The sequence below is a fragment of the Rhizobium chutanense genome (genome assembly GCF_002531935.1).
GTDB classification, from domain to species: domain Bacteria; phylum Pseudomonadota; class Alphaproteobacteria; order Rhizobiales; family Rhizobiaceae; genus Rhizobium; species Rhizobium chutanense.
The window spans coordinates 393790-417367 of the sequence record NZ_NWSV01000003.1; the positions used below are offsets into that span (position 1 = coordinate 393790).

At 62.5% G+C, this 23578-nt stretch carries 26 protein-coding genes; 8 read left to right on the forward strand and 18 right to left on the reverse strand.

The annotated features are described in order from the left end of the window. Window positions 1-64: 64 nt before the first annotated feature. Both CO666_RS06960 and CO666_RS06965 read right to left on the reverse strand, forming a co-directional pair. Window positions 65-1000, reverse strand: a complete 936-nt coding sequence (locus tag CO666_RS06960) for a peptidoglycan-binding domain-containing protein (RefSeq protein ID WP_097611333.1) — start codon at window positions 998-1000, stop codon at window positions 65-67. Then, a complete protein-coding gene (locus CO666_RS06965; RefSeq protein ID WP_097611334.1) occupies window positions 972-2513 on the reverse strand; it encodes a sensor histidine kinase in 1542 nt (513 codons plus the stop codon). The genes CO666_RS06960 and CO666_RS06965 overlap by 29 nt, the downstream gene beginning before the upstream one ends. 451 nt (window positions 2514-2964) lie before the next feature. On the opposite strand from CO666_RS06965, the gene CO666_RS06970 reads away from it, so the two are divergent. Both CO666_RS06970 and CO666_RS06975 read left to right on the forward strand, forming a co-directional pair. Continuing rightward, window positions 2965-3453 carry a DUF5330 domain-containing protein gene (locus CO666_RS06970; protein ID WP_097611335.1) on the forward strand — a complete coding sequence of 163 codons (489 nt, stop codon included), beginning with the start codon at window positions 2965-2967 and terminating at the stop codon, window positions 3451-3453. 276 nt (window positions 3454-3729) lie between these two features. Then, window positions 3730-4152, forward strand: a complete 423-nt coding sequence (locus CO666_RS06975; protein WP_097611336.1) for a SufE family protein — start codon at window positions 3730-3732, stop codon at window positions 4150-4152. 274 nt (window positions 4153-4426) lie between these two features. Here CO666_RS06975 and CO666_RS06980 read toward each other — a convergent pair whose 3' ends face one another. From CO666_RS06980 to CO666_RS07020, 9 genes are all read right to left on the reverse strand, one after another. Then, window positions 4427-4858 carry a Ros/MucR family transcriptional regulator gene (locus CO666_RS06980; RefSeq protein WP_097611337.1) on the reverse strand — a complete coding sequence of 144 codons (432 nt, stop codon included), beginning with the start codon at window positions 4856-4858 and terminating at the stop codon, window positions 4427-4429. A 439-nt stretch (window positions 4859-5297) separates the two neighbouring features. Next, window positions 5298-5630, reverse strand: a complete 333-nt coding sequence (gene mnhG, locus CO666_RS06985) for a monovalent cation/H(+) antiporter subunit G (RefSeq protein WP_097611338.1) — start codon at window positions 5628-5630, stop codon at window positions 5298-5300. Next, window positions 5627-5998 (reverse strand): cation:proton antiporter, encoded by a 372-nt coding sequence (locus tag CO666_RS06990; protein WP_097611339.1) that lies wholly within the window; start codon window positions 5996-5998, stop codon window positions 5627-5629. Before CO666_RS06990 ends, mnhG begins: the two co-directional genes overlap by 4 nt. Then, the gene (locus tag CO666_RS06995) at window positions 5995-6468 is read right to left on the reverse strand and encodes a Na+/H+ antiporter subunit E (protein ID WP_097611340.1); all 474 of its coding nucleotides are present in this window, start codon (window positions 6466-6468) and stop codon (window positions 5995-5997) included. The genes CO666_RS06990 and CO666_RS06995 overlap by 4 nt, the downstream gene beginning before the upstream one ends. After that, a complete protein-coding gene (locus CO666_RS07000) occupies window positions 6465-8039 on the reverse strand; it encodes a Na+/H+ antiporter subunit D (protein WP_097611341.1) in 1575 nt (524 codons plus the stop codon). The genes CO666_RS06995 and CO666_RS07000 overlap by 4 nt, the downstream gene beginning before the upstream one ends. A gap of 58 nt (window positions 8040-8097) precedes the next feature. After that, entirely contained in the window at window positions 8098-8475 is a 378-nt protein-coding gene (locus CO666_RS07005) for a Na+/H+ antiporter subunit C (protein ID WP_097611342.1), read from the reverse strand. Then, entirely contained in the window at window positions 8475-8894 is a 420-nt protein-coding gene (locus CO666_RS07010) for a Na(+)/H(+) antiporter subunit B (RefSeq protein ID WP_097611343.1), read from the reverse strand. Before CO666_RS07010 ends, CO666_RS07005 begins: the two co-directional genes overlap by 1 nt. Then, the gene (locus tag CO666_RS07015) at window positions 8891-11257 is read right to left on the reverse strand and encodes a putative monovalent cation/H+ antiporter subunit A (RefSeq protein WP_097611344.1); all 2367 of its coding nucleotides are present in this window, start codon (window positions 11255-11257) and stop codon (window positions 8891-8893) included. The genes CO666_RS07010 and CO666_RS07015 overlap by 4 nt, the downstream gene beginning before the upstream one ends. A 202-nt stretch (window positions 11258-11459) precedes the next feature. Beyond that, the gene (locus CO666_RS07020; RefSeq protein ID WP_097611345.1) at window positions 11460-11675 is read right to left on the reverse strand and encodes a hypothetical protein; all 216 of its coding nucleotides are present in this window, start codon (window positions 11673-11675) and stop codon (window positions 11460-11462) included. Between the two features lie 189 nt (window positions 11676-11864). Here CO666_RS07020 and msrB point away from each other — a divergent pair, with 189 nt between their 5' ends. Both msrB and CO666_RS07030 read left to right on the forward strand, forming a co-directional pair. Next, a complete protein-coding gene (gene msrB, locus CO666_RS07025) occupies window positions 11865-12278 on the forward strand; it encodes a peptide-methionine (R)-S-oxide reductase MsrB (protein ID WP_097611346.1) in 414 nt (137 codons plus the stop codon). 84 nt (window positions 12279-12362) lie between these two features. After that, window positions 12363-12890 carry a GNAT family N-acetyltransferase gene (locus tag CO666_RS07030; protein WP_097611347.1) on the forward strand — a complete coding sequence of 176 codons (528 nt, stop codon included), beginning with the start codon at window positions 12363-12365 and terminating at the stop codon, window positions 12888-12890. Window positions 12891-13142: 252 nt separating this feature from the next. Here CO666_RS07030 and CO666_RS07035 read toward each other — a convergent pair whose 3' ends face one another. From CO666_RS07035 to CO666_RS07050, 4 genes are all read right to left on the reverse strand, one after another. Continuing rightward, complete coding sequence (locus CO666_RS07035) at window positions 13143-13844, reverse strand: pentapeptide repeat-containing protein (protein ID WP_097611348.1); 702 nt, start codon at window positions 13842-13844, stop codon at window positions 13143-13145. Window positions 13845-14003: 159 nt separating this feature from the next. Beyond that, window positions 14004-14513, reverse strand: coding sequence for a GNAT family N-acetyltransferase (locus CO666_RS07040; protein WP_179869625.1), 510 nt, complete (start codon window positions 14511-14513; stop codon window positions 14004-14006). 137 nt (window positions 14514-14650) lie between these two features. Continuing rightward, on the reverse strand, window positions 14651-15319 hold the full coding sequence (gene trhA, locus CO666_RS07045; protein WP_097611350.1) for a PAQR family membrane homeostasis protein TrhA: 669 nt from the start codon (window positions 15317-15319) through the stop codon (window positions 14651-14653). Window positions 15320-15437: 118 nt separating this feature from the next. Next, complete coding sequence (locus CO666_RS07050) at window positions 15438-15857, reverse strand: universal stress protein (protein WP_010063341.1); 420 nt, start codon at window positions 15855-15857, stop codon at window positions 15438-15440. A gap of 186 nt (window positions 15858-16043) precedes the next feature. On the opposite strand from CO666_RS07050, the gene CO666_RS07055 reads away from it, so the two are divergent. Next, window positions 16044-17009: a VOC family protein gene (locus CO666_RS07055; protein WP_179869626.1), complete on the forward strand. Its 966-nt coding sequence runs from the start codon at window positions 16044-16046 to the stop codon at window positions 17007-17009. Between the two features lie 19 nt (window positions 17010-17028). Here CO666_RS07055 and CO666_RS07060 read toward each other — a convergent pair whose 3' ends face one another. After that, the gene (locus CO666_RS07060) at window positions 17029-17298 is read right to left on the reverse strand and encodes a hypothetical protein (protein ID WP_179869627.1); all 270 of its coding nucleotides are present in this window, start codon (window positions 17296-17298) and stop codon (window positions 17029-17031) included. Window positions 17299-17345: 47 nt separating this feature from the next. Here CO666_RS07060 and CO666_RS07065 point away from each other — a divergent pair, with 47 nt between their 5' ends. Both CO666_RS07065 and CO666_RS07070 read left to right on the forward strand, forming a co-directional pair. After that, a complete protein-coding gene (locus CO666_RS07065; protein ID WP_097611352.1) occupies window positions 17346-18512 on the forward strand; it encodes an AI-2E family transporter in 1167 nt (388 codons plus the stop codon). An 18-nt stretch (window positions 18513-18530) separates the two neighbouring features. Beyond that, window positions 18531-19823, forward strand: coding sequence for an NAD(P)/FAD-dependent oxidoreductase (locus CO666_RS07070; protein WP_097611353.1), 1293 nt, complete (start codon window positions 18531-18533; stop codon window positions 19821-19823). A 50-nt stretch (window positions 19824-19873) separates the two neighbouring features. Here the strand turns inward: CO666_RS07070 and CO666_RS07075 are convergent, their stop codons facing one another. Together CO666_RS07075 and CO666_RS07080 are read right to left on the reverse strand one after the other, a co-directional pair. Next, a complete protein-coding gene (locus CO666_RS07075; protein ID WP_097611354.1) occupies window positions 19874-20671 on the reverse strand; it encodes a polysaccharide deacetylase family protein in 798 nt (265 codons plus the stop codon). Window positions 20672-20772: 101 nt separating this feature from the next. Next, on the reverse strand, window positions 20773-21162 hold the full coding sequence (locus tag CO666_RS07080) for a DUF930 domain-containing protein (RefSeq protein ID WP_010069440.1): 390 nt from the start codon (window positions 21160-21162) through the stop codon (window positions 20773-20775). A 254-nt stretch (window positions 21163-21416) separates the two neighbouring features. Between CO666_RS07080 and CO666_RS07085 the strand changes: the two genes are divergently transcribed. After that, on the forward strand, window positions 21417-23525 hold the full coding sequence (locus CO666_RS07085) for a S9 family peptidase (RefSeq protein ID WP_097611355.1): 2109 nt from the start codon (window positions 21417-21419) through the stop codon (window positions 23523-23525). Window positions 23526-23578: the final 53 nt, after the last annotated feature.

Sequence of the window (23578 nt, forward strand, 5' to 3'; positions counted from 1 at the left end):
GGCGGCAATGCGCCCCAACGCCGCCCGCGGACGGAGAGGTTGCAGTACGCCTGCGCGACACCCTCTAGATAGCGCCGATTTCCTTGAGTTTCTTCAGCACCGCCTGATTCGGCTCGCCGTTTTCGGGCAGGTTGTAGTGCTTCTGAAAATGGCGAATGGCCGCGCGGGTCTGCTCGCCGGCGACGCCGTCGACGCCGACATTGGCATAGGCCATGTTGGAAAGACCCTTCTGGATCTTCAGCACCAGGTCGACATTGGTGATGTCGCTCGATGGAAGCTGCTTTGTGGCCGAAGGAGCGGTTTTGACGGTCTTTTCGGCGCTGCGGATTGCCGCTGCCACCGGGTCTTCCGCCGCCACCTTCGAGCTCACATCCTCGGGCGGCTTTTCGGCGGGCACGGTCGAAGGCCCCGATGCATCGATCTTCAGCGCCGCCAGCACCTCCGGCGTCGGATCGCCGGTCTGGGGCATGCCGACGGTTTCCTCGAAGAAGAGGATGGCCGCACTGGTGCGCGGGCCGATGATGCCGTCGGGTATGCCATTATAGAGGCCGCGGCGCACCAGCTGCTGCTGGATATCCATGACAAGCTGACTGGGCTGCTGATTGGGCTGCTGGCCGGGCGCAGCAGGCGCCGGCGTTGCATTGGTGGTGGCGGCGGCATCCTCCGGCCGTTCGATGCGGAAGGTGGTGACGTCGCCCTGCGGCTCCTCGGCCGGACGGCGGGCGCCGAGCACATTGGAGGACTGCGGATCGCGGGTGCGGAAAATCGGATGCGGATGCAGGCCCGGCTGATACCAGAGCGCATTGGCGGCGACGAAGGAGAAGATGACGACAAAGGTGATCGTGCCGCCGGCAACCGATGGATTGCGGCCGATGACACCGCCGAGCACGGATGCGCCCTGCAGGCTGAGGCCGCCCAAGGCGGCGGCGCCCGAGAGCAAAAGGCCCGGCTGCTGCCGGCCCTTTCTTCCCTTAGGCGATTTTCGCTTGCGCGCGGCCATCGAAACGCCCCTCTTCCAATTCTGCACCTGTGTTGACCGCGCCCTTCAGCCGCGGCGGAAACTCGACAGTCGCGCCATGACCGGCGTCTTCGGCGCGCTTGGCGCCCGAGCCGTCCATCGCGATCTCGATGGTGATGATCGTGCCTTCGCCCGGCTGGCTGGCCATGGCAAAGTGGCCGCCGTGCAGCGCCACCAGCCCCTTGACCAGGGATAGGCCGAGGCCGGTGCCTTCGAAACGGCGGGTGTAATCGTTCTGGATCTGGACGAAGGGCTGGCCGAGCAAGGCCAGCTTGTCGGCCGGGATGCCGATGCCGGTATCGCTGACCGTCAGCTTCAAGATGCCGTCGCGCGCTGCCGCATCGACCGAGACGACGCCGCCGGCCTCGGTGAACTTGATGGCATTGCCGACGAGATTGATGAGGATCTGCTGGATGGCGCGCTGATCGGCGACGACTTCGCCGAGGCCGCGCTGGATACGGCTGGTCAGCGTCAGGCCCTTGGTCTTGGCCTGCAAGGCCAGCATCGATTCGCATGATTTGACCGAGCTCGATATATCGAAGGCATCGAGCATCAGCTCGTAGCGGCCGGCTTCGATCTTGCTCATGTCGAGCATGGTGTTGACGACCGACAGCAAATGCGCGCCGGATTCACGCACCAGAGCGACATATTCGCGCTGGCGGTCGTTTTCGAATTTGCCGAAATATTCGCCGATCAGGATATCGGAAAAACCGAGAATGGCGTTCAGCGGCGTGCGCAGTTCGTGGCTGACGGCCGCGAGGAAGCGCGATTTGGCGTCGTTTGCCGATTCGGCGTCAGCGGCGCGGTTGTGGGCTTCGTCCCGCAGCTGCTGCTCGACGGAGACATCGCGCAGCTGGGCAATGACGGCGGCAAGTTCGCCGTCGGCATCGCGCCGGGCGGTCATGTCCATTCTGAGATAGGCGAACTGGCGTTGATCGCGCGAGACCGAGGGCCGGTCGAGGCGCAGATCGACGCTCGCGGCCTCCTCGCCCCGGCGCAGGCTGTCGAGCGCCTGCAGGAAAAGGATGCGGTCGGAGACATGCACCTGCTCGAGGAAACCCCTGCCCTTGGGATCGCGCATCCAGGCGAGGAAATCGCGCCGGTCGCGGCCGCCGACAGTCGCCACACTGCCGTGCGGGTCGAGGAAGAAGACGAGGCCGGGGGTGGCGGCAAGGAAGAAATCCTCGGCCGACTGCGTGGCGATACCGGCGGACGAACCCTGACGGGCGAGCGCGATGCTGCCGACGGCGGAAAAGAGAAAGGCGGCGCAGACCATGGCGACACCGGCCGGCAGGGCGACGGCCGGACTGGTGACCGCCGAAAGGCCGACAGGAGCGACAATAAGAGCGGCCGACGAGAACAGCACGAGGCGGCGCAGAATCGCGAGCTCGCGTTGGCGCACGGCTTCGCCGCCACCCGTCCGGGAGAGCCAGCTTGTCGCCGCCCGGTCTACGAGGGCCGACACCCAGCCGCCAATGTCACTCAATACACGCACGCAATACCCGCCCAAAAGGCTGTCTATCGATCCGGACAATAGGCCCCGGCGACTTAAAGAAAGGATAAGGCAAAAGCCCTGTTCACCGCTCGAAAGGGCCGGAATTCCCGTTTTGAAGCATCTGGAAGGCTCTTTGCCTTTTGTGGTTAATAGCAGGTAAGCGACGGATTTTCCTCATATTTCAGCATTGCGTTAACTCCTGTGGCAAGGCGAGCCGGCAAAAGCCCTGCAATTGCAAGCAGGTGCTGCCCTGATGCTTAACGGCGATCGCTCGCATTCGACTGAAATGTCCCTCAAATGCCGGTCGCTAAAATTTGAACTAAATTTGCCGCAAATGCGCGTGAGTTTCGAAAAGCGGCATTCGCAACTTGGCGGTAGGGTGAAAACACACCGGACAACCGGCCTGATTCGGCGACAAGAACCGGACGGGAAAACAGGATGGGCAACGACAATGTGGTTTCTGATCAAAGGATCCTTCTGGTTTGGCCTTGTGCTCGTGCTTCTGTCCGTCTTCAGCACGGAGAGTTCCGACACGCTGGCGGGCGGCCCGCACCTGCAGCTTTCCGACGCGTTCACGGCGGCAAGCGGCGCCTATGACTATCTCAGTGGCATGTGCTCGGAAAAACCCGAGGTCTGCACCAAGGGCGCCGAAACCATCACTGCGCTCGGCTATCGGGCCCGTGAAGGCGCCCGCGTCGCCTATGAACTTCTCGACAGCCAGTTCAAGGGCGAGGCGACGACGACGGCAAAGCCTGCCGCATCGCAGGCGCCGGTCGCCCTCAACATGCCGTCGCTGGCGGCACCCGCCATTCAGGACAAGGCGCGCGAAGCAAAGGCAGCGCTGAACCAGCCGATGCCGTACCGTCCGCCGGTCGATGACGACGCCCAGACCGTGGTGACCGGCGCGATCCCGCTGCCGACGCCGAAGCCGGCGATCTGACGAAATTTCTGACGGGCATCCGCCCATAACCGTGCCATTTTTTTGAGCTTGCATCGGTGGTCCGCATGACGCGGAAATGCCCCATGCCTGACGTGCCTGCCCTGTTTTAATTCAGCATATTGCTGCGCCGTGAGGATGCCCATCCCTCACGGCGTTTCTTTCTCTACTGATGCAATTCCCGGCCAAACCGCGTCACACTTTTCCCGAAATTGCTTTAGCGGTTCAAATCCGCCGGTCTTTCACCTATATGCACTGGTAAGATTGAAAGGCTTTCCCATGGCATCCCTCGACCAGATCATCGACGACTTCACCTTCCTGGACGATTGGGAAGACCGCTATCGCTATGTCATCGAACTCGGCAAGGCGCTGCCGGAACTCGCCGAGGAGAAGCGCACCTCCGAAAACAAGGTGATGGGCTGCGCCAGCCAGGTCTGGCTGGTGACCCATGCGACCGGCAATCCCGATAACCCCGTCATGGAGTTCGAGGGTGATTCCGACGCCCATATCGTGCGCGGCCTCGTCGCCATCGTGCTGGCCACCTATTCCGGCAAGGCGGCAGCCGAGATCGCCGGTCTCGATGCCTTCGAGATTTTCTCGAAGATCGGCCTGGTGGAGAACCTGTCATCGCAGCGTTCGAACGGGCTGCGGTCGATGGTCAACAGGATCCGGGAAGAAGCCAGGGTTCGAGCCGCGGCCTGAACGCGACCGTAGCCGATCGACTTTGAGAGGCCGGCCAATCGATTCGGAAAACGCTTCCTGCCGAATCGAGTATATTACCACCCGCTCATAGTATAGGAATCATTCTCAGCCCGCCGGCAAAGCATAAGATGGGGATCGCTCACATTATCCGGGGCACCCGCTCGAATCATTTTCGGCGGTATGAAATACTGGGTGATTATTGTCATCGCCTTGAAACGGCAAACAAAAAAGCCGGGCGCAAACCCGGCTTTTGTCGTCGATGCTTCGAAAAAGCTCAGCCGCGGCCGCGCTTGCGACGCTGGCCAAGGCCCATCTCCTTTGCCAGGCGCGAACGCGCTTCGGCATAAGCGGGGGCTACCATCGGGTAATCGGTCGGCAGGTCCCACTTCTCGCGGTATTCTTCCGGCGAGAGGCTGTGATGGGTCATCAGATGACGCTTGAGGGACTTGAAGTTGCCGCCGCATTCCAAACACGTGATCTGCTCGTCCTGTACGGACTTGCGGACAGAAACTGCAGGCTTCTGTTTTTCGACGATCGCCGCAGCAGGCTGCGGTACGGACGTGTTGCTCAGTGCCGAATGCACGTCGGAAATCAGATTAGCCAGGTCGCTGACCGGGACAACATGGTTGCTGACATAAGCCGCGACGATGTCGGCCGTCAGTTCCACAAGCAGCTCCGGCGCATTGCCGGTCGCCATATCCGTCATATTTTTTCTCCTGTTAGCATGCTCAAACGGCCTTTGACTGATACGCCAAAGACCCGCCTCGTAGAAGCGAACAGCAAAAGCACGGGAAGCGACCTTCTGTTTCGAAAAACGCGAAATCCACCCCTAGATTCCGAAGAGCGAGACCTGTTCTTATACTGCCTGACTGCAAACCACTACGTCATGCCCCAGGCGATGGCCTCAGTTAGACATGAAAAATCAAAACTGAGGGACTTGGAAGCAGTACGATTGTAATTCACAATCAGAACTCTACTTGCATTTTCAAATAGCATCGTTTGGCCAAAAGGCCAATTATTATTTGTCGTTTTTCTTGAGAAAAAATGACGGATGAAGAATTAAGGCACGCTTGGGCAAGCTTTACTCACAGCTTCCTGTGCATAAGTTTTGCATAAATCTGGTAAAGCAGCGAAACGGCATAGGCTCAGCGCTTGCCGAGATCGTCGCGCACCGAGACGGCGCCGAGCTGATATCCCGAAAGGTGGGTGGCCCTTGCCAGCAGATGGGCGGAAACCGGCGCCGTCAGCAACAAAAAGACGAAGCCGGCAATGGCGCGGGCGAGAATCGCCAGATCCTCGGAATAGAGGCCGGCGGCAAGCAGCAGCAGGCCGGAGCCGACTGTTCCCACCTTCGAAGCCGCGTGCATGCGCGTATAGAGATCGGGCAGCCGGACGAGGCCGATCGCCGCGACAAGCGCAAAGAGCGCGCCTGATATCAGCAGCAGAGCGGTGAACCCAGCGAGGATATAATCCATCATCGCTTTTTCCCTCCCGCGTGACGCTTTTTTGCGCTGGCCTTTGCCGAGGAGTTGGCCTTTGCCGGAGAAGTGGGCGCCGGCGACTTGATGTTGCCGCGCGACAGCACGAATCGGGCGAAGGCGACGGTCGCCAGGAAACCGACAAGGCCGAGCGAGATGGCGATATCGATATAGAGCGAAAAGCCGGTCTTGACCGCAATGACGGCGATGAGACCGATTGATATGCCGGTCAGCATATCGAGGGCGAGGATGCGGTCCGGCAAGGTCGGGCCGGCAACGACGCGCCAGACGGTCAGAATCAGCGCCAGGCCGAGGATGATGAGGGCGGCCGAGGATGCGGCAGCGACGATGGCGGCAGGTGTGATCACCGGAAGGCCTCCATGATCTTGCGCTCGAAACCATTGGCGATATCACGCTTGGCTGTCTCGGGATCGGAACAATCGAGCGCGTGGACATAGAGCGTGCGGCGATCTGTGGAGACGTCGACCGAAAGCGTGCCGGGCGTCAGGGTGATGAGATTTGCGAGCAAGGTAATCTCGAAATCGCTCGTCACCGTCAGAGGAAAAGCAAAAATACCGGGTTTCAGCTTCATATTGGGCGAGAGGACGGTGAGCGTGACCCTCCAGGCCGACAGCGACAACTCCTTCAGGAACAGCGCGGCAAGCGAAAGCACCCGGCCGACGCGGCGGATATATCCTTTGCCGCCGAAGGGCTCGCGGATGATGGTGAGCGCCACCGCGCCGAGCAGGAAGCCGAAAACCAGATTATGCAGCGAGGCGCTGCCGGTAAGAGAGACCCAGGCAACGGCCAGCAGCAGGTTGAAGAGAAAGGCGATCATCGCACGCCTCCAGGAAAGACCGAATGAAGATAGGCCTGCGGATCGGCAAGGCCGGCGGCGGCCGCTTGCGACAGCGCCAGCAGCCGGTCCGGCAGGATGCCGAAGCCGATGACCAGAGCCGTCAGTGCGGCAAGCGGCAGGCTGGTGCGCCATTCGGCTTTCGACGGGGTCAGAACGACCGGCGCCGGGCGCCAATAGGCGAGCAGGAAAAGGCGGCCGAAGGCGATCGTCGTCAGGAGACCGCCGGCAAGGATTGCCGCCGACAACCACCCGGCACCGAGATCGAGCGCGGCCTTGACGAGAATGACTTTTGGCCAGAAGCCGGAAAAGGGCGGCAGGCCGCAGGCGGCCAGGAAAAGCACGAGGGAGAGTGCGGCAAAGCCGCCGCTTTGACGATAGAGCCCGCCGAGATTTGACAGCGCAAAGCCGCCGCCACGCCGGGCGATCTCGCCGGCGGCAAGATAAAGCGCCGTCATCAGCACCATGGAATGGAGCGCATAGAAGACCGCGCCGCTGATGCCATCAATGCCACCGCCGGGGCCGCCGACGGGGCCGCCGCCGAGAGCGACGCCGGCGAGCATGTTGCCGATGCCCGATATGACGATATAGCCGAACAGCCTGCGAATATCGTTTTCGGCAAGCGCACCGAGAGCGCCGACGACAATGGTCGCGGCGGCGGCGAGCGCAATCACCGGGGTCAGTTCCTGGCGTTCTACCGGCAGCAGCATCACCATCACCCGGATCAGCGCGTAAATGCCGACCTTGGTGAGCAGGCCGGCAAACAGCGCCGAGACGACGATGCGCGGCGTATGATAGGCCGCGGGCAGCCAGAAATTGACCGGGAAGGCCGCCGCCTTCATGGCGAAGGCGAGCAGAAAGAGGCTCGCCAGCGTCATCAGCGGCGCCGTGCCGCGCAAATCCCTCGCCCTTGCAGCGATATCGGCCATGTTGAGCGTGCCGAAGGCGGCATAGAGGATGCCGACGCCGATCAGGAACAGCGTCGTGGCGATGAGGTTCAGCACCGCATATTTCAGCGCGCCGTCGATCTGTTGGCGTTCGGAGCCGAGGATGATCAGCCCGAAGGAGGAAATCAGCAGCACCTCGAACCAGACGTAGAGATTGAAGACGTCGCCGGTGAGAAAGGCGCCGCTGACGCCGGCCATCAGCAGCATGAGCAGCGGGAAGAAGCCGTAGCGGCGGCCGCTTTCACCGATATCGGCCAGCGCATAGATGCCGCCGGCGAGCGCTGCAAGGGCTGCGGTGAACGCCAGCAGCGCCCCGAGAAGATCGACGGTGAAGGCGATGCCGAAGGGCGGCAGCCAGCGCCCCATAACCATGGTGAGCGGTCCTTCGGCAGCGACCTTGGCAAGCAGCGCCGCATCGATCAGAGCCAGGCCCGCAAGGCCGGATATGGCAAGCCCGGCCTGCAGGCGCGGATAGGCGCGCAGCATCAGCAGGACGGCGCCGAGCGCGATGCAATGGACGACCGGCAGGACGGCGAGCCAATGGGCGATCGGCACCGGGGCGGTGATCAGGGCGGCGGAGAGATCGACGGTGGTGGGGGCGGCCATCAGGGGTGGCCTCCGCTATCGCGAGAGAGGGCCTGCCGTGTGGTGCCAAACATCCGCATCAATACCCCAATGGCGGCAGCGGCCGGTCGTCGGGCTCGGCGGCGCGCATCTGGCTGGTGTCGTCGGTGCCGAGGTCCTGATAGGCGCGGTAGGTCAGCACCAGCAGGAAGGCAAGGAAGGAAAAGGAGATGACGATCGCCGTCAGGATGAGCGCCTGCGGCAGCGGGTTGGCCGCGCCTTCGGGCAGGCTGTCGAGGCCCGCCGGGATGATCGGCGGGACTTCGCGCGTCAGCCGGCCCGATGTAAAGAGCAGCAGATTGACCGAGTTGCCGAGGATGGCGATGCCAAGCACGATGCGGATCGTGAATTTCGACAGCAGGAGATAGATGGCGGCGGCAAAGAACAGGCCGACGAGGATCGAAAGAAGGGGCTCCATCATTCCATCTCCTTTTCTTCCAATGCCAGGGCAATCGAGGTGATGGCCCCGAAGACGACGAGATAGACGCCGACATCAAAGAGCATGACGCTCGACAGCGGCACTTCGAGACCGAAGAGATCCGGATAGATCCAGAGGCCGGTCATGAAGGGAACGGCAAAAAACAGGGAAAGAAGGCCGGCTGCCGTCGACAGCAGCAGGCCGAAGCCGGCAATCGACAGCGGATGAAAAAACAGCGCCCGGCGAACGGCGGCGACGCCGAGGGCAATGCCGTAGATTGCCAGTCCCGAGGCGGCGATCAGCCCGCCGATGAAGCCGCCGCCCGGCTCGTTATGGCCGCGCAACAGCACGAAAACCGAAAAAAGCAGCATCAGCGTGGTGAGGAACGGAGCGATGGTGCGGAAGATCAGGGTGTTCATCGGCCCTCCGCCTCCAGCGCGGGATCATTGGCGGCAAGCTTGCGCTCGCTGCCGGCACGGATACGGATCAGCGCCAGGATGGCCAGGCCGGTGACGGCGACGACGGCGATTTCGCCAAGCGTGTCGGTGCCGCGGAAATCGACGATGATGACGTTGACGACATTGGCACCGTGGGCAATCGATTTCGAATAGGTATTGAAGAAGAGCGTCAGCGCATCATTGAACGGCGCCTGCGTTGCCCGCATCAGCAGAAGCGTGAAGCCGAGGCCGCAAGCCAGTGCAAGCGCGCCGTCGAAGAGCCCGTGTGCGAGCGGGCGCCGATCGCCCGGCGAGAGACGGAGTCTGGTCATGACCAGAGCGAGGATGACCACCGACAGGGTTTCGACCATGAACTGGGTGAAAGCCAGATCCGGTGCGCCGAACAGCAGGAAGATGATGGCGACGGCAAAGCCCTGGATACCGAGCGAGACGATCGCCGTCAGCCGGTCGCGGGCGACGAGCACGGCGGCAAGGCCGAAGGCCGCAATCAGCAAGACCGCCCATTCATGGAGCCCGACATCGGCCGGCCAGGCGGGAGGGCGCGGCAGTTCACCATAGACGACAGGAGGAATGAGGAGGATGGCGGCGACCGCGAGGAAGGTGCAGGTGACATAGATCTGCAGCCGCCCCGGCTGGAGGACACGCATGAGCCGGCCGGCAAAGCGGACAAGCCCCGATATGGCGAGGTCGAAACCGTGATCCGGCCCGCGCCCGGCCGCGCTGAGGAAACCGGCCATCGCCGAGCGGGCGGGCGCGAGCTGCCAGTATAGGCCGATACCGAGCAGTATGGTCAGGGCGGAGAGTACCAGGGGAAGGCCTGGATGCAACGCCAACGAAATGTCGATGTCGGCGGGGGTCTGGCGGATGGCGGCTGCGATCGGCGAGGACAGGACAGCGTGGGTGAAATTCGAAAAGACCGCGGCAAATAGGCCGAGGGCGGCGAGAACGGCCGGGCCGAGCCAGAGCAGGACGGGCGCTTCGTGCGGATGTTTCGGCGTCTCCAGCGGCCGGCCGAGAAAGGGTTTCAGCCCGACAGCGAAGGCGACGGCAAACATCAGCGCGTTGCCGAAGACGGTTATGGCGGTGAACGTCAGCGCGCGGACATCGCCGCCGACCAATGCCGTATAGATCTCCTCCTTGGCGAGGAAGCCGAAGAAGGGCGGCAGGCCGGCCATCGACAACGCCGCCGCAACTGCGATGATCCATGTCAGCGGCATCGCCCGCATCAGGCCGCCGAGCCTGGTGATATCGCGCGTGCCGGTTTCGTGATCGATGATGCCGGCGACCATGAACAGCGCACCTTTGAAGAGGCAATGCGCCACCAGATAGAGTGCCGCCGCCGCCACCGCATGTTCCGAGCCGAAACCGATCAGCATGACCAGCAGGCCGAGCGAGGAAACGGTGGAATAGGCGAGCTTGAGCTTCAGGTCGGTCTGGCCGATGGCAAATGCGGCGCCGACCACCAGCGTCAGCCCGCCGAAGAAAGGCAGAAGGATTTCCCAGGCGGTGGTCGCCCCCATGATGGGGTTGAGCCGCATCAGCAGATAGACGCCGGCCTTCACCATGGTGGCCGAATGCAGGTAGGCCGACACCGGCGTCGGCGCCTCCATGGCGTTCGGCAGCCAGAAATGGAAGGGAAACTGCGCCGACTTGGTGAAGGCGCCGCCCAGAACCAGGATAAGGACAGCGAGATAGGCGGGGCTTTCGCGGACGAGATCGCCAAATCCCATCAGCTCGGACATCCGGGCGACGCCGGTGACGTTCCAGAGCAGCAGCAGGCCAGCGAGCAGGCAGAGCCCTCCCCCGCCGGTCACGACCAAGGCCTGCAGGGCGGCGCGGCGGGCCGCCGCTCGCTCGTGATCGAAGCCGATCAGCAGGAAGGAGGTGATCGATGTCAGTTCCCAGAAGATGAAGAGCATCAGGAAACTGTCGGAAACGACGACGCCGAGCATGGCGCCCATGAACAGGAAGATGAAGGAGAAGAAGCGGCCCTGATCCTTGTGTGCCTTGAGGTAGCCGCCGGCATAAAGCACGATCAGGGTGCCGATGCCGGTGATCAGCAGCGCGAAGGCGAGCGACAGGCCGTCGAGGAGCCAGGAGAAGGAGAGATTGAAACTCGGCACCCAGGCATAACCGCCGGTAACGACTTCGCCGCGCGCGATCTTGGGAATGAAACGCAGGAAATGCAGGAAGGCCAGCAAGGGCGCGATCGCCAGCAGCCAGGCGCCGTTGGCGCCGAAGATGCGGATGACGACGGGGGCGACAAGGGCGCCGGCAAGCGGCAGACACAGGGCCAGAAATGTCAGAGCCGTGACATCGGCCATGTCCCCTCCCCAACCGCGGTAAACGAAGCGCCGGCGAAAACCGGCCCGTCTTCTGACTTAGGCGAAACAGGAGAGGGTCTCAAGCGATTTCGCCCATAGGGCGAAGGCAATCAGGCTATCGACCGGGCCGCCGCCAGGCTGTCGTCCGGGCCGCCGTCAAGCCGTCGTCCGGGCCGCCATCAGGCTGTCGTCCGGGCCGCCGTCAGGCCGTCGTCCGGGAAAGACGCGTCAGCAGCCGGGCGATGCCGCCGTGCAGAACGAAGACCAGAAGCGTCAGCGGCCAGATCAGGCAGGCGAACAGCCCGGCGAGACGATGGAGCGTCAAGCCGTCATGGTTGGCCCAGCCTTCCAACAGTGTGACCGCCATGGCCGCCAGAGCGACGAGGCCGTAGAGCAGGACAATTGCTGCTTCAAACACCAGTGATTCCCCAATGCACGTAACATTAACCCTAACAGAAAACTCCTAACGGATGTAAGAGCAAGCGTCCTCCTCCAAAAGCGGTACACGGCGAATTGGGCAGGATGGTGCCCAAGGCTTGATGAATCGGAGACGGCGCACCACATTTTCTCGCAAAACGGAACCGCCCCTCGACGAAAGGAGCATGGCATGTCCGAAACTGCAACCACCGCCAAGATCCATAAGACCGATGCGGAATGGAAAGAGCAGCTCACCCCCGAGCAATACCGCATCACCCGCCAGCACGGCACCGAGCGCGCCTTCACCGGCCCCTACTGGGATTCCTTCGAGACCGGGCTTTACCGCTGCGTCGGCTGCAATGCGCCGCTTTTCCGCTCCGACACCAAATTCGATGCCGGCTGCGGCTGGCCGAGCTATTTCGAAGCGGTATCGCCCGATGCGGTGACCGAACATCGCGACACGGCCTTTGGCATGGTGCGCACCGAAATCCGCTGCGGCAGCTGCGAAGCCCATCTCGGCCACGTCTTCCCCGACGGCCCGCCGCCGACCGGCCTGCGCTACTGCATCAATGGACATGCCATGGTGTTCGAGGCGGGGAAGTAAGGCGATCTCGACCCGCGATCGGCAAGCGGCTCATCCGGATGCGATGAGCCTCTGACCTTTTATGTCGTTCAAGGAGGAGAAGCCGTGCCGCGAAACATCCTGAAGACCGACCGGCTGATATTGCGGGAGATCACGCCTGAGGACCTCCCGCTTCTCCACCGTATTTTCGGCGATGCCGAATGCATGCGCTATTATCCTGGCGTAAAGAGCTTCGACGAAACCGCACGCTGGTTTCAGCGGCTCGCCTTCGACAGTTATACGGGCCACGGTTTCGGCCTCTGGGCGGTGACGGATCGGCGGAGCGGCGACTTGCTTGGTGATTGCGGCATCACATTGCAGGAAACCTCTGCGGGGCTGGAACCCGAGATCGGCTATCACCTGTGGCGCGACCATTGGGGCAAGGGCTATGCGGCCGAGGCGGCGATTGCGTGTCGAGATTACGCGCTTGATACGCTGAGCCTGGCGCGTATCGTCTCCATCGTCAGGCCCGACAATATTCGCTCGCAACGGGTCGCGGAGCAGGTGCATCGGCGGCGGGAAGCATTCCTCAAAGCCGCAAGCCTCGATGGCAGCGCGGTGGAATTCCACCTCTATATTACGGAGAAGTTGTAGGGAAATTCAGACCTGAGACCGCCCCCTCATCAGGTGCCGCTCACCCCTCCCCAACCCCTCCCCACAAGGGGGAGGGACTAACCGTGCAGCACCGCTTCACGTACCCCCCAATCGTCCCAACCGTTGAGAAGTAACAATCGGCAAGACCTCTCCTTTTGACCGCCGCCGGGGACCGCAGCTTAGTCCCTCCCCCTTGTGGGGAGGGGTTGGGGAGGGGTTTTCACAGTGGACGTCGACAGACGCCCCGAGCGATCACTCATGCTCGGCAGGACATGGCCAGCTTGTCGGGGCGGAGAGGCCGGCCGGGAGTTTGGTCGAGGCATCGCCGCAGGCCAGCTCTATCTGCGCCTGTTCAAGCCCGGTCGCGGCCGAAAGATCCAGGCCTTCGATGCGGGTGAGGAACATGAAGGCACGATCGAACATGGCCGCACCTTCGAAGGCCGCTCCGGAGAGATCGGCGCGGGAAAGGTTGGCGAAGGAGAATTTCGTCCCCGTCAACACCGCCTTATCGAAATCGGCGCGGCCGAGTTCGGCCTTTTCGAAGCTCGCGCCGGCAAGCCGGGCGCCGGCAAAATTGGCCCGCTGCAGCTCGGCGCCGGCGAAGATGGCGCCTTCGCCGATGATATTGGCGAAGCTGGCGCGATAGGCCTCGATCTTGGCGAAATTGGCGCCTTCGGCATGGGCGCCCTCAAGGGAGGCACGCACCAGCGTCGCCTTCTCGAGATTGGCGGATTTGAAGTTGGCGCCGGCCAGGTCGGTCAGCGAGAAATCGGTGCCGATGAGATTGGCGCCTTCGAGATCACTGCCCTGCAGCATCAGGTTCTTCTTGGTGCATTCCTGCCAGTCGAGCTTCGGCGAGGCCAGGCTGCCGCAATCGGCGGCCCGGGCGGCAACCGGCGGAAATGCCAGAAGGACGAGGGCAAGGAGACCGAGCGACGATCCGTGCATTGCCATTGAACTGTTCACCTCCATGACATTCGGGCATTTTCGGGCATGACATTTCGGGCATGCCGTTCTGAAGCCGCCTCTCGCGAAGCAGGCAGCTTCCCCTTTCTTACACAGCTCAGACTACAATAAAAAGATGGCGAGCGCCTTCACAAAGGCGCTGCCGGATCAGGCCGGAGGCAGGCGAAGCTCCATGCAGGTCAGATCAAGCCAGCGGCCGAACTTGGTGCCGACTTCCGAAAATCGGCCGGCAATGCGGAAACCGAGCTTTTCGTGCAGCCGGATCGAGGCGGTGTTTTCGGCCTCGATGCCGGCAATCATCACATGGATATTGCCGGCTGCGGCACGGACGATCAGTTCCCGCATCAAACGCTCGCCGATGCCGGCGCCGCGGCAATCCTTGTCGACATAGACAGAATGCTCGACCGTGTGGCGATAGCCGTCGAAGGCCCGCCAATCGCCGTAGGAGGCATAGCCCGCGACCTTGCCCGAGAGTTCGGCGACGATGACGGGAAAGCCGCGCGCCTTGCGCGCCTTCATCCATTCCCGGCGGTTGTCGAGATCGACCAGCGTATCGTTCCAGATTGCCGTCGTGTGTTCGACGGCGTGATTGTAGATATCGCGGATAGCGGAAAGATCGGCTTCGCTGGCGTCGCGGAGGAGAACGGCGTCTGTCATGATTGCCCGGCTCGAATTGACTGCCGGGATGGCATACGCCCCGCTCCCGAAGATGTAAACGGCGGCTTCGAGAACTCTTTGTTTTCACGCATGTCGTTGTCGCAAAGCCGCGCACGGTTTTGCGCGACATGTTCTCGTCAAACGCCCGGCGCCGACAGGCTGAAACAGGTGAAGACGGCCGAATAGTGCACGGCGGCGGCGGTAACGACGAAACCGTGCCAGATGGCGTTCTGGAAGCGCAGCTTCTCCCAGACATGGAAGATGACGCCGAGCGAATAGATGACGCCGCCGATGACGATCAGCAGCATCGAGGCGGAGGGAATACGCGCGGCGACAGGCCCGGCCACCAGCACGCCGCTCCAGCCCATGGCGAGGTAAAGCAGGATGGCCAGACGGTCGTAACGGCCGGGAAAGACGCATTTCAGCACGATGCCGGCGGTGGCGAACAGCCAGATCGCCACCAGCATGGAGAAGAGCAGCGGATCGTCGGCGCCGCGCTGGAGGAAGGGCGTGTAGGTGGCGGCGATCAACAGGAAGATCGCCGAATGATCGAAGCGGCGCAGGTACCATTTGGTGGGCGAGACCGGCCAGGCATTGTAGGAAAAGGAAATGGCGAGCGTCAGCACCAGCCCGACGCCATAGATCCAGGCGGCGGCGAGCGCGCCGTAAGAGCTCCAGAGCGTAGCATAGAAGATCAGCACGGTGGCGCCGATCAGCGCCAGCACGAGACCGACGCCATGGACGATGCCGTCGGCGATCAGTTCATATCTGTCGTAAACCCAGCGAATACCGTTGAATTCGGCCATGCACGCCAATCCGTTTCAGACCCCGGCTGCAATCGTCTCATTGAACAGACGGGCGCGCAACTGCGGCTCAGCGCACAGGCGGTAAATCTTCGTGACAGGCCGCAAGACCTGCCGCACATCAGATCTTTTGCCGGTCGACCAGCACCGAGCATTTGGCATGGCGCACGACCCGGTCGGCGGTAGCGCCGATGAAGTAGTTGGAAAAATCCGGAACATGCGAGGCGACGATGATCAGGTCGGCGCCATGGCTTTCGGCAGTGGAGATGATCGCTTTGGCGGGTGGGCCGTTGCGGATCTCGACGGTTGCCGCAATACCGGTGGTGGCGACCAGCGTTTCCAGTTGGTCGCGGCTATCCTGCATGGCGTCTTCGACCATATTGGCCGGCAGTTCGACCGCGACATAGGTCGGTATATCCTCGATGACGTTGAGCGCGATGATCTCGCCGCCGGCGTCGAGCAGGGACGCCGCCTTGCGGAGGATCTTCTCTCCCTTTTCGATGCCGCCGAGCGCAACCGCGACGATAATCTTCCTATACATGGCTCCCTCCATGACTGCGATTCATAAGCTTCCTCTAAAAAGATATGATCGCATTGATCGCGATCAAGTGGGCGCAAGTCATCGTCAACAATTGCTCAACGCTTCATCCTCAAAAACGTGTCTTCTGTGAACAATCGGAATGCGCCATATAGAGGTCAAGTACGGCAGCCGAGGAGACAGAGGCGAATGAACCGGCGAAACTTCCTCGAGCTTGCTGCGGGCGGCACTTTTGCCGCCACCGCCGGTACGCCTTCCATTCTACAGGCCGGATCAAGGGCAGGAGAACAATCCATGACGACCGAAACTTCCTATGCGCTGACGCGGCCGGCTTATGTCGACCAGTCGCATCTCGTCGTCGCCGACCTCGGCCTGGTTTCCGGCTTCTATCAATCGATGCTCGGCCTGAAGGTCATCGAGAAGACGGCGAGCGGCGAGGTGCTGGGCGCCGGCGGGCAGCCGCTGCTGACGCTGACGACAGCCAAGAACGCCGCTATCGCGCCGCGCAACGCCGCCGGCCTTTTCCACACTGCCTTCCTGATGCCTGACAGGGTCGAGCTGGCGCGCTGGCTGCGCCATGCAGCCCATAACAATGTCGTGCTCGACGGCGCTTCGGACCATCTGGTCAGCGAGGCGATCTATCTTTCCGACCCCGAAGGCAACGGCATCGAAATCTATGCCGACCGGCCGCACGAACAGTGGAAATTCGATCAGGACGGCATGGTCGATATGGCGACGCTGCGCCTCGACCTGCAGGCGCTCTATGACAGTGCGCCCGAAGACCGCTGGGACGGCATGGTTGCGGGAACGGCGATCGGTCACCTGCATCTGCAGGTCGGCGACATTCCGAAAGCAGACGCCTTCTATCGCGACGTGCTCGGCCTCAAGCTGATGGCGAGCCGTCCGGGCGCGAGCTTCTTTGCGACCGGCGGCTACCATCACCATATCGCCGCCAATATCTGGAACAGCCGCGGCGCAACGGCACGCGCCGCCAACATGACCGGACTGTCGGACTACAAGATCCGCTTCAACGACAAGGCGACGCTGGATGCGGCGGTCGCCAAGCTCGACGAACTGGAGATCAGGAGCGAGAAACGCGACGGCGGCACCTTCCTCAGGGATCCCTGGGGCATCGGCCTGACGCTGTCGGCCTAACGCGCACACAGCTCGGTCGCTATTGGACCTTCTCGGTGCCGGCGGGGTTATTGATGCCCGTCGGTCCGCCGCCGTTTCCGCTCGGCGATGGTGAACGATCCGTCGCTTCCGGTGCCTTTAACGGGCCGCAGGCGGGGTTATCGTCAAAGGTGCCGGAGCCGGACGGCTGCGTATTGATCGGGATCGGGCCAGATCGCGACGCTGTCGACGGGGATCGCGCCCGCCTGCGCTGCAGGAAATACGTCATGCCGGCGGCAGTGGCGGCAACCTGGCGGAACCGGAACCGCATCAGCGCGTTTCCATCGCGAAGCAATGGGGCTTCGGGGACCTCACCGCATGGGCATCGCCAACGGCATCCGCAAACATGCAAAGAAGATCGCCATCGGCGAACGCCATACCAGCGCCTGGGCGCAGACGCTGAAGAAAACGGCGGAAGAGCTGCCGCCGCCGCCGCTACACCGGCTGGAAAAGGACGGGCTCGACATCAGCATGGCCTGGGCGATCATCGGCATCTTCGCCATACTCGGCCTTGCCGCCGTCTACATGATGTCGCTGATCCTCATCCCGATCACCCTCGCCGTCGTCGTCGGCATGATCCTCGGCATGGCGGCGGAAAAGCTCAGCAAAATGGGCGTGCCGCGGCTTGCCAACGCCGTGTTGCTGTCAAGCTGCGTCGCGCTGGTGATCTTCCTGCTGGTCAACTCGCTCGCCGGCCCGCTGGTGGCGTTTGCCAATGAAGCCCCTGATTTCGCCGAGCGGACCATCAACCGCGTCATGCCCTATCTCGAGCGCATCGAATGGCTGCACATCACGCCGGCGACGTTCGAAAGCGGGCCGATGTCGATCGGGGCACTGATCGAAAACACCGGCAATGTGCTGCATGTGGTGACAACAAGCCTGACGCCGGCACTGGTGCAGGGGATGATCTTCTTTGCGGCGCTGCTGCTCTTCCTCGCCAGCCGCGTCAACCTGCGCAAGGCAATCATCATGACCTTCCGCACCCGCACGCAGCGCCTGGCGGCAATCCGCGTCATCAATGGCGTCGAACAGGTGCTCGGCTTCTATTTCGCCACAGCCTCGCTGATCTATATCGGGCTCGGCGTGGTCATGACCGTCATTGCCTATGCCGGCGGGCTGGCGGCGCCGGTGCTCTGGGGCTTTTTCGCCTTCCTGTCGAGCTTCATTCCCTATCTCGGCATCACGCTGATGACGCTTGCCGTCGCGATCGCCGGCATCCTCACCTATGACAGCCTGTTCACCGGTCTGATGCCGGCCGCAGCCTTCTTCACCGTGCATCTTCTCATGGAAAACCTGATCTTCCCGGCGGTGATGGGACGGCGGCTGGAGATCAATCCTTTCGTCGTCTTCCTCGCCATCCTGTTCTGGACGTGGATGTGGGGCGCCGTCGGCGCCATGCTGGCGCTGCCGCTGTCGCTGATCGTCATGACTGTTATCGATGAACTGCTGATCGAGGAAAAACCGCAGCCGCAATTGCCGAAGTGAACTGAACGGGAGGCGTGGGTGGCATCCGATCTCGATCTCAACGAATCCGATCACGACCAGATGGTCAGCGGCCGCTCTCTCTGGGGGAAAAGCGGCCTACGGCCGCAATGGCGACCGATCGAACAGAGCTTTTCCGCCGAGGTGGCGGTGATCGGCGGCGGCATCACCGGCGCATTGGTGGGCGAACATCTGTCGGCGCGCGGTTTTTCCGTTGTGATCATCGACCGGGAGGAGCCCGGCTTCGGCAGCACGTCGGCGAGTACGGCTATGCTGCAATGGGAAATCGACAGCACGCTGACCGAGCTTGAGGAATATTACGGCTTCGAGCGCGCGGCCGGCATCTACCGCCGCAGTGGTGCCGCGGTCGCCGGCCTTTCCAAGCTGATTGCCGCAAACGGAATTGCCTGCGGCTTCCGGCCGCGCAACACGCTCTATCTCGCTGCCAATCAGGAAGGGGCACGAGACCTTCTGGAGGAGCGTCAACTCCGCCGCCGGGCGGGTCTGCCGGGCGTCTATCTCGAACATCCCGATCTCTTCACCCAGTTCGAAATCGACCGGGATGCGGCGATCTTTTCGCCGAGTTCGGCGGAATGCGATCCGCTGCTCCTGACCTGGGCGCTGATCGAAATGGCCGTTCGGCGCGGGACGAGGCTGGTGAAGGCTTCCGTGACGGCGCTTCACAGCGAAGGCGATCACGTCACGGCGGAGACGGACGCAGGCCACCTCATCGAGGCGCGCCATGTCGTGCTTGCGACCGGCTATTCGATGCCGGGCTTCGACATGCCGAAGCTGCACCGCGTCAGCTCGAGCTGGGCGCTCGCCACCGTGCCGCAGGACCCGGCACATTTCTGGCGCGACAGGGCGCTGATCTGGGAAGACACCCACCCCTATCTCTACATGCGCACGACAGCCGACAACCGCATCGTCGCCGGCGGCGAGGACGATGGCACAACCGATCCCGAAATGCGCGACCGCAAGCTGCCGGCAAAGACCATGGCAATCCGGGAAAAGATGAAGCGGCTATGGCCGAAGGCGGATACGCGGGTGGAGCATGCCTGGTGCGGAACCTTCGGCGAGACGGCCGACGGCCTGCCGCTGATCGGCCCGGTGCCCGAGATGCCGCATGTGCTCGCAGCCTACGGCTACGGCGGCAACGGCATCACCTTTTCCTATCTCGCCGCCCAGATGATCGGCGCCATGCTCGCCGGCATGCATCGCGACTGGTTCGAGGATTTCGCGCTCGACCGGGAGGGACCGGGCTTGCGGCGGTTTGGAGAGGGTGTGGTGCGGATGGGGAGCGAGTTGAGGTAAGGTCCCGCATTGACTGTCGCTGCGTGGGGTGTCCCGCAGCCTGTCTTCAATCACTCCGTCGTCTTGTCGTCACCCATATCCTCGACATCCTCGAGGCGGACGAACTCGGTGCCCTTGGCTTTCAGATCGACCAGCGCCTTCGCCACCCCCTCGCCGGCCGCATGGGTCGGCTGGTTGATGTGGGAGATGACGACATCGCCGTCCTTGGCAGAAGCGATGCGCTTTTCTGTGATCGCTGCCCCGAGCAGCGAGCCGCCGTCGCCGTTCACCGAATAGCCGGCGATGCGGTAACCCATGGCGCGGATTTCGCCGATGGCGGACAGGTCATATTTGGCCGTGGAGCCGCGGAACCAATGCGGCGCCGGAATGCCGGCCGCGGCCATGGCGGCAGCGCCACCCTCGACCTCCTGCTTCACCGCCTGCGCCGAGCCGGCCGACGCGATGCCATAGATCAGCGTCGGCGTATCGACGGCCGGAATATGGTTCTGGCCGTGGTTTTCGAGTTCGAAGAGATCGGGATTCTCAAGGAAGACGGCAAGGGCTGCGGGGTTGCGCTTCAGCCAGCGGGCGGTGACGAAGATCGTTGCCGGGATGCGTTCCCGCACCAGGGTCGAAAGAATGCGCTCGTCAGCCTGGCCCATGCAGGCATCGAAGGTCAGCGCGATGCGGGCATGGCCGGCGAGGTTGGAGCGGGCGATATGCAGATGCGGCTCGACGAGCTTTACCGCCGGCGCTTTCGAAACCGGAACTGTTGCCGCCGAGATCAGCGGCGCAGACGGCAATTCCTCTGCCGATGCGGCTGATATCGCGGCGAGAAGGAATGCCGAAGCGAAAAGGATGCGGTTCATATCGGGGCTTCTACGATTGGGTCCGTTGATTTTAGCGCGTGCTTCTGCACGCCGCCATGTGGCCGGATGTCACCGCAGCCGCCTGAACAAGGCCAACGATATCAATCGTAGAGATAATATTTGTCCCACTTCTCGCGCGGCACCTTGTCGCCGATCTGGTAATCGAGCTCGCGCACGTTGATATGCTGCGGACCGGTGATGCAATTGTAGGAGAGATGGTACCAGTCGCCCTTGCTGCGGAAGACCGCCCCCGGCGCCTGCAGCGAATTGTCGCCGGCGACCGGATCCTTGAACGTATAGGCGATCACCTTGTCGGGCTTGAAGCCGGTGCTGTCATTGTTGATGCGGCTCATCGCCTCGGTGTCGCAGCTCTGCTCCAGCCGGGTCGAGGGATCGAGTTTTTCCAGCTGCTTCTTGATGGCGGGATCGACGGCGAAGGCGGGGGCAGCAAGGCCAAGGAGGGATACAAACAGGAGCAGACGTTTCGGCATTGTGGAGAAAATCCCTTACTGTTGTCCATTCTTCACCCTGCCCCGGGCAGCTTGCCGGGGGCTTGGCACGTGCAAATTTCGCGCGACGAGAGCGGACTTTCTTAAATATTGTGGTGACATCAAGGCAAAGCGGGCAGAGCCGCCTCCTTGCCTGTGGAAGGTCATCCGCACCCTTGGCGCAGCCTTGCCGCTTGATCCGGCGGCGGCGCGCCTCTATCTCTTGCCAACCCGACATTCCCACCGGAGCCAATTCCTTGTCCGTTTTCAAGAGCCTGCCGACACCGCCCGCCGCACCGAAAAAGCCCGTCTCCGATACGCGCCACGGCATTACCCGCACGGACGATTATGCCTGGCTGCGCGCCGACAACTGGCAGGCGATGTTCAAGGATCCGTCGATCCTCGATCCCCAGATCCGCCAACATCTCGAAGCTGAGAACGCCTATATGAACGCGGCGATGGAGGACACCAAGCCGCTGCAGAAGGCGCTGTTTTCCGAAATGCGCGGCCGCATCAAGGAAGATGACAGCTCGGTGCCGATGAAGGACGGCGCCTATGCCTACGGCACTTTCTATGTCACCGGCGGCGAACAGCCGCGTTATTTCCGCATTCCCCGTGACGGCGACGTTGCCAACGAGACGATCCGCACGGTGCTGCTCGACGGGGACAAAGAAGCCGCCGGCAAAGCCTATTTCCGCCTCGCCGGCCTCGACCATACGAGCGACCATAGCCGCGGCATCTGGGGCTATGACGACAGGGGCTCGGAATTCTTCACCCTGAAAGTGCGCGACCTCGCGACCGGGCAAGATCTTGCCGACCGGATCGAGAATACCGGCGGCGGCGGCGTCTGGGCGCCCGACGGCAAGAGCTTCTTCTATTCGGCGCTCGACGAGAACCACCGGCCGTCGAAGGTCTTCCACCATATTGTCGGCCGGCCACAATCGGAAGACCGGCTGGTCTATGAGGAGGCCGATGCCGGCTTCTTCATGGGCGTCGGCGGCTCGCTGCTCGACGATGTCATCTATATCGACATTCACGACCACGAGACCAGCGAATACCGGCTGCTGTCGACCAAGGACCTGACGGCGGAACCGAAGCTGGTGGCAGCGCGCGAGGAGGGCATCGAATATTCGCTGACCGAGGGCGGCGACGTCTTCTACATCCTCACCAATGACGGCGGCGCCAAGGATTTCAAGATCATGGAAGCGCCGGTCGACAATCCGGTCAAGGAAAACTGGCGCGAAGTGGTCGCCCACAAGCCCGGCACGCTCATCATCAGCCACATGGCCTATGCCCGCCATCTCCTGTGGCTGGAACGCAAGGACGGCCTGCCGCAGATCATGATCCGCGACCGGGCGACCGGCGAGGAACATGCGATCGCCTTTGCCGAGGAGGCCTATTCGCTGGGGCTCTCCGGTGCTGCGGAATACGACACGGATGTCATCCGCTTCTCCTATTCCTCGATGACGACGCCGTCGCAGCTCTACGATTACAATATGGTGACGCGCGAGCGCACGCTGTTGAAGACGCAGGAAGTGCCGTCCGGCCACAATCCCGACGACTACGTCACCCGCCGCGTCTTTGCGCCCGCCTGGGACGGCGAGACGGTGCCGGTCACCCTGCTCTATCGCAAGGATACGCCGCTTGACGGCAGCGCCCCCTGCCTGCTCTACGGCTACGGCGCCTACGGCATCACCATTCCGGCCGGCTTCAACACCAACTGCCTGTCGCTGGCCGACCGCGGCTTCGTCTATGCCATCGCCCATATCCGCGGCGGCAAGGACAAGGGATTTGCCTGGTACGAAGACGGCAAGATGGAAAAGAAGACGAATACCTTCAAGGACTTCGTCGCCGCTGCCGACTATCTGAATCAACAGAAGTTCACCTCCTACGCAAAGATCATCGCCGAAGGCGGCTCGGCCGGCGGCATGCTGATGGGCGCAGTAGCCAACATGGCGCCGGAAAAATTCGCCGGTCTCATCGCCGCCGTTCCCTTCGTCGATGTGCTCAACACCATGCTCGACGACACTTTGCCGCTGACGCCGCCGGAATGGCCGGAATGGGGCAACCCGATCGACAGCCGGGAAGAATACGAGCAGATCGCAGCCTACTCGCCCTATGACAATGTCGGCGCCAAAGCCTATCCGCCGATCCTGGCGCTCGGCGGCCTGACGGATCCCCGCGTCACCTATTGGGAGCCGGCCAAATGGGTGGCGAAGCTGCGCGACAAGACGACGGGCGCAGCGCCGATCCTGCTGAAGACGAATATGGACGCCGGCCATGGCGGCGCGTCCGGCCGGTTCCAGCGGTTGGAAGAGATTGCGTTCGAATATGCGTTTGCGATCAAGGTGGCGGGGAAAATGTAAAGGGTTGGGGTGTGCCGTGTGGCACCCCCCTCTGCTTTGCCAGGCCTGGCAGG

Bases quoted from the DNA above. Each gene is read 5' to 3' on its own strand.
- CO666_RS06960 (WP_097611333.1), bottom strand. From the start codon at position 1,000: ATGGCCGCGCGCAAGCGAAAATCGCCTAAGGGAAGAAAGGGCCGGCAG.
- CO666_RS06970 (WP_097611335.1), top strand. From the start codon at position 2,965: ATGTGGTTTCTGATCAAAGGATCCTTCTGGTTTGGCCTTGTGCTCGTG.
- CO666_RS06975 (WP_097611336.1), top strand. From the start codon at position 3,730: ATGGCATCCCTCGACCAGATCATCGACGACTTCACCTTCCTGGACGAT.
- CO666_RS06980 (WP_097611337.1), bottom strand. From the start codon at position 4,858: ATGACGGATATGGCGACCGGCAATGCGCCGGAGCTGCTTGTGGAACTG.
- mnhG (WP_097611338.1), bottom strand. From the start codon at position 5,630: ATGATGGATTATATCCTCGCTGGGTTCACCGCTCTGCTGCTGATATCA.
- CO666_RS06995 (WP_097611340.1), bottom strand. From the start codon at position 6,468: ATGATCGCCTTTCTCTTCAACCTGCTGCTGGCCGTTGCCTGGGTCTCT.
- CO666_RS07000 (WP_097611341.1), bottom strand. From the start codon at position 8,039: ATGGCCGCCCCCACCACCGTCGATCTCTCCGCCGCCCTGATCACCGCC.
- CO666_RS07005 (WP_097611342.1), bottom strand. From the start codon at position 8,475: ATGGAGCCCCTTCTTTCGATCCTCGTCGGCCTGTTCTTTGCCGCCGCC.
- CO666_RS07010 (WP_097611343.1), bottom strand. From the start codon at position 8,894: ATGAACACCCTGATCTTCCGCACCATCGCTCCGTTCCTCACCACGCTG.
- CO666_RS07015 (WP_097611344.1), bottom strand. From the start codon at position 11,257: ATGGCCGATGTCACGGCTCTGACATTTCTGGCCCTGTGTCTGCCGCTT.
- msrB (WP_097611346.1), top strand. From the start codon at position 11,865: ATGTCCGAAACTGCAACCACCGCCAAGATCCATAAGACCGATGCGGAA.
- CO666_RS07035 (WP_097611348.1), bottom strand. From the start codon at position 13,844: ATGGCAATGCACGGATCGTCGCTCGGTCTCCTTGCCCTCGTCCTTCTG.
- CO666_RS07040 (WP_179869625.1), bottom strand. From the start codon at position 14,513: ATGACAGACGCCGTTCTCCTCCGCGACGCCAGCGAAGCCGATCTTTCC.
- trhA (WP_097611350.1), bottom strand. From the start codon at position 15,319: ATGGCCGAATTCAACGGTATTCGCTGGGTTTACGACAGATATGAACTG.
- CO666_RS07050 (WP_010063341.1), bottom strand. From the start codon at position 15,857: ATGTATAGGAAGATTATCGTCGCGGTTGCGCTCGGCGGCATCGAAAAG.
- CO666_RS07055 (WP_179869626.1), top strand. From the start codon at position 16,044: ATGAACCGGCGAAACTTCCTCGAGCTTGCTGCGGGCGGCACTTTTGCC.
- CO666_RS07060 (WP_179869627.1), bottom strand. From the start codon at position 17,298: ATGCGGTTCCGGTTCCGCCAGGTTGCCGCCACTGCCGCCGGCATGACG.
- CO666_RS07065 (WP_097611352.1), top strand. From the start codon at position 17,346: ATGGGCATCGCCAACGGCATCCGCAAACATGCAAAGAAGATCGCCATC.
- CO666_RS07075 (WP_097611354.1), bottom strand. From the start codon at position 20,671: ATGAACCGCATCCTTTTCGCTTCGGCATTCCTTCTCGCCGCGATATCA.
- CO666_RS07080 (WP_010069440.1), bottom strand. From the start codon at position 21,162: ATGCCGAAACGTCTGCTCCTGTTTGTATCCCTCCTTGGCCTTGCTGCC.